Origin of the sequence: Thiolapillus sp. (assembly GCF_048562965.1) — a bacterium.
Classification (GTDB): Bacteria; Pseudomonadota; Gammaproteobacteria; order Chromatiales; family Chromatiaceae; genus Thiolapillus; species Thiolapillus brandeum_A.
Window position 1 is genome coordinate 1 of record NZ_JBHNMF010000686.1, and the last position, 1612, is coordinate 1612.

The 1612-nt window shown below is 56.5% G+C and carries 2 protein-coding genes; both read right to left on the reverse strand.

Annotated features, from left to right (window positions below; all coding sequences use genetic code 11):
* Positions 1 to 57: 57 nt before the first annotated feature.
* Complete coding sequence (locus tag ACOCD2_RS19160) at positions 58 to 1005, reverse strand: DNA-binding protein (protein ID WP_293650435.1); 948 nt, start codon at positions 1003 to 1005, stop codon at positions 58 to 60.
* Positions 1006 to 1125: 120 nt separating this feature from the next.
* On the reverse strand, positions 1126 to 1612 hold a 487-nt coding region (locus tag ACOCD2_RS19165; protein WP_293715531.1), incomplete at its 5' end, for a thermonuclease family protein.

A 1612-nucleotide genomic window follows, 5' to 3' on the forward strand; every position in this document is an offset into this window, starting at 1 on the left:
CCTCGTGAAAGATTTTGGGACATCCCAGTCCCCAAAATCGACTCGGCCTTTGGCAACCTATCCCTCATTCACACGCCGCTCCATTTGCTTCATCAGGGTTTCCATGGCCTTTGTCTGTGCCCGGGCTTCCTGTGATCCGGTCACGCATTCGGCCAGATCCCTTGTTGCGGCCTTCAGTTGTCCCTGCAGTGTTTTGATTTCTTGCGATTGGGATTCACAACGCGCCTGCCATTTTGCTGCGCTTTCCCGTTCGGCTGATAGCGCCAGCGCGTGCTGCTGCTTCAGATCCGCGATCTCGTCAAGCAAGCCCTCGACCCGTTTGCCAATGTTATCGGCCCGCTGCGCTTCCTGGCGGGCCTCCTGGCGGGCGTCATCGACGGCTTTGAGCCAACGGTCATTCTCCGTTTCCTGTGTTTTGCGCAGCACTACGAGCTCCTTCCGGTAGGAACTGCGTTGAGCTTCAATCTCGTTGCGCAGACGAGTGGACTCTTTTTCACATTCGGAGGCGCGCTGTTTGGCCAGAGCGGCCTCCTTACTCAGTTCGTTGCGCTCATGCGCGCATTTATCACGCGCTATTTCACATTCAGACAACCTGTGTTCCAGCTGTTCTTTCTCGCCAGTAAGTTTGTTGTTGGCCAGTTGGGACAGTGCCAGCGCGTCCCGTGCTTCGGTAACAGACGCCTTGGCTGCCTGCTCCCGCTCAGCGACCTCTGCACGCGCCTTGTCCAGCGCCGATTGCGCTACCTGGTTTGCGTCTTCCAGCGCCTTGTCCCATATTGTGATCATTGCCTGATACAGTGTATCCGGCATGTCCGGACGATGGCGCTGGTGATGCACCCAGTCTGCCAGTTCCTCTTTCCATTCAGCCAACTCCGCCGCCACATCTCGCGCGGACCCGCCTCCTATCTCTTCCATGATGGACTGCCGCGAGGGTAATTGGCCTGTTTCTTCAAAAATGCGCCAGGCAGCCGTTTTTACCTGCGATTTTTTTGTTCGCTTAGTCATGTTTCCACCATCCTCAATGTATTGCCAGCTTGACCAGTATGAGCACGATCAGTATCCCGATGATTTTATTTATGCGGGAAAGTCTTTGCCGATGTGATTCGTAATCCATGGCAGTCCTCTTTACTCGTTGTTCCTGCGCCACTCCCAGGGTGGAATGCGGTCGTATTCGGAGAGGCGCCATAGCCCTTTTCTGGCCGTTTGAGCTTGCCGCTGCAGGTCGGGCAGGCGCTCATCGCGGTTGTAGCGCGTGTACACCCAGCAATGGCCATCAGCAACCAGCATTCGGTTGATGTTCTGGTTGTCGTGGTACACCGTACCAATGAGCCGCCCGTATCGGTCGGTTTTTCCCCACTCGACCCGTACCAGGCGGTTGCCCACCAGGCCGGCCAGGGCGCGTTTGGCTTTGTTGCCCCAGGGTTGCCGTTTTTCCGGGCAGTCGATGTTCGCAAGACGCACCCGGTACTTGCGGTGCTGCTCATCCATCACGATGAGCGTGTCGCCGTCGCTGATATGAACGGCCTTGCCTTGCAAGGTCTTAGCGACGGAGGGCAGGGGAAATGCTGTTACAGCCAGCGCCAGCAACAAGGTGATTATTTTTGCTTGCATA